Origin of the sequence: Halobacillus litoralis (assembly GCF_020171725.1) — a bacterium.
GTDB lineage: Bacteria > Bacillota > Bacilli > Bacillales > Halobacillaceae > Halobacillus > Halobacillus litoralis_F.
Genome location: NZ_JAIVAJ010000019.1, coordinates 1 through 1,769, shown reverse-complemented (window position 1 = coordinate 1,769; position 1,769 = coordinate 1). Strand labels below are relative to the sequence as shown.

1 protein-coding gene is annotated in these 1,769 nt (G+C 45.4%); it reads left to right on the top strand.

Annotated elements, in window-relative coordinates; genetic code table 11:
* The first annotated feature begins 113 nt into the window (after positions 1-113).
* A complete protein-coding gene (locus LCM20_RS19920) occupies positions 114-1,391 on the top strand; it encodes an IS110 family transposase (protein ID WP_225197233.1) in 1,278 nt (425 codons plus the stop codon).
* The last annotated feature ends 378 nt before the right edge of the window (positions 1,392-1,769 follow it).

Genomic DNA, 1,769 nt, shown 5'->3' with positions numbered 1-1,769 from the left:
ATCCCGCAGGAGATTCCTGTGGGATTGTATGAAGGGGTCCTTGTAAAAAAAGAAGCCCTCCGATATGATGCGTTTGTACAACCAAATACAAACATCAAAAGGAGGACTTCCCTTTGAATCATAATAGGAATGAGCGAATAAATCAAATCACTGAAGACACATTGGTGATTGGAATCGATATTGCGAAAGAAACACACTATGCCTGCGCGGTAGATGATCGCAGCCGCGAACTACAGAAAGCATTCGGTTTTAAACAAAGTAGAGAGGGCTTTGAGCTTTTCTATGAACGAATTCAAACCTTTCTAGACCGTCATAAAAAACAAAAGGTGCTGGTTGGTTTTGAACCGACCGGACATTATTGGATGAACTTCGCTTCGTTCTTACTCGAGGTTGATATCCCGTTCGTCACAGTTAATCCGATGAACGTGAAACGATCCAAAGAGTTTGAAGACAACATCCAAACGAAGAACGACAAAAAGGACTCACGCCTCATCGCGAAGCTCATGGTTGGTGGGAACTTCACGTATTCGAAGTTGCCGGAAGGAGCCGAAGCTGAATTGAGAAACGGTTCAGCGATGCGATGGAAATTGAAAGAAGAACGTGCGCGTTTCATGAACCAGATGACGCGCTGGTTAGATCAATATTTCCCGGAATTCAAAAGCGTAATTAAAGGATACGGGCAGCTGGCTTGTGCGATGTTGAAGCACACACCTTTGCCTCAGGACCTTTTATCTCAAGATGTGGAAACACTCGTGACGATGTACAAAGAAAAGCAAGGGCTTCGTAGTGCTTCAAAGAAGACCGTTCGAGCGATGCAGCGTGTAGCTGAACGTTCGATCGGACGGACAGAAGGAACCGAGATAGCCCGCTTTGAAATCATGACACTTGTAGATCAATTCCTTCTCGTGGAGGAGCGTTTAGAAGAGCTCGACACCCGGCTCCGTCAGTGGGCTGAAGAGTTTATAGAATTTAAACACCTTGTATCCATTCCCGGCATCAGCGATAAGACGGTGGTCGATTTACTAGCTGAAACCGGTTCTCTGAATAAGTATGACAATCCACGCCAACTCATCAAATTAGCGGGATTGACTTTGAGAGAGAACTCTTCCGGGAAGTACAAGGGCATGAAGAAAATCTCAAAAAGGGGACGGAAACGTCTGAGAAGCCACCTTTTCCGAGCCATATTGCCCCTTATAAGAAACAACCGTGCCTTTTACGAACTGTATCAGTACTACATTTCTCGCTCTCAAAACCCATTAAAGAAAAAGGAAGCAATGGTGGTGCTTTGCGGCAAATTACTCAAGATCTTTTTCGGTTTATCGACTCACCAGGTTCATTTCGATGAGGATCAAATGATACAAGATCTCCACTGTCTAAAACAGGCCGCGTAATAAGCCATCTATTCCCCATAAGATGACACGGAGAAGCCGGCACCAAGCGAGACGGCAGACTACGAGTTTATGCAGGAGAATCAAGCCGGCCTCTGCCTTATGATGAGACAAAACGAAGGAATGACGGCGCACGACGCCAAGAGACATGGGAGGGTCTGTCCTCATAAGAAAGCAGGGATCCCTAGGTGCATCGCTAGATACGAAAAAGGGAACCTCATCCAATTGAGGTACGCAACGCGTCACGCCATCTTCCTTATAATTGAATAAAAGGGAGATGCGAGTAAAGGATTGGTATTAAAAAAATTTAAAAACGATAAATAACGCTTCGAACCCCTGGTGTATCAACGTTTCCGGAGGGAGTCTCGCCATTTTCCACCC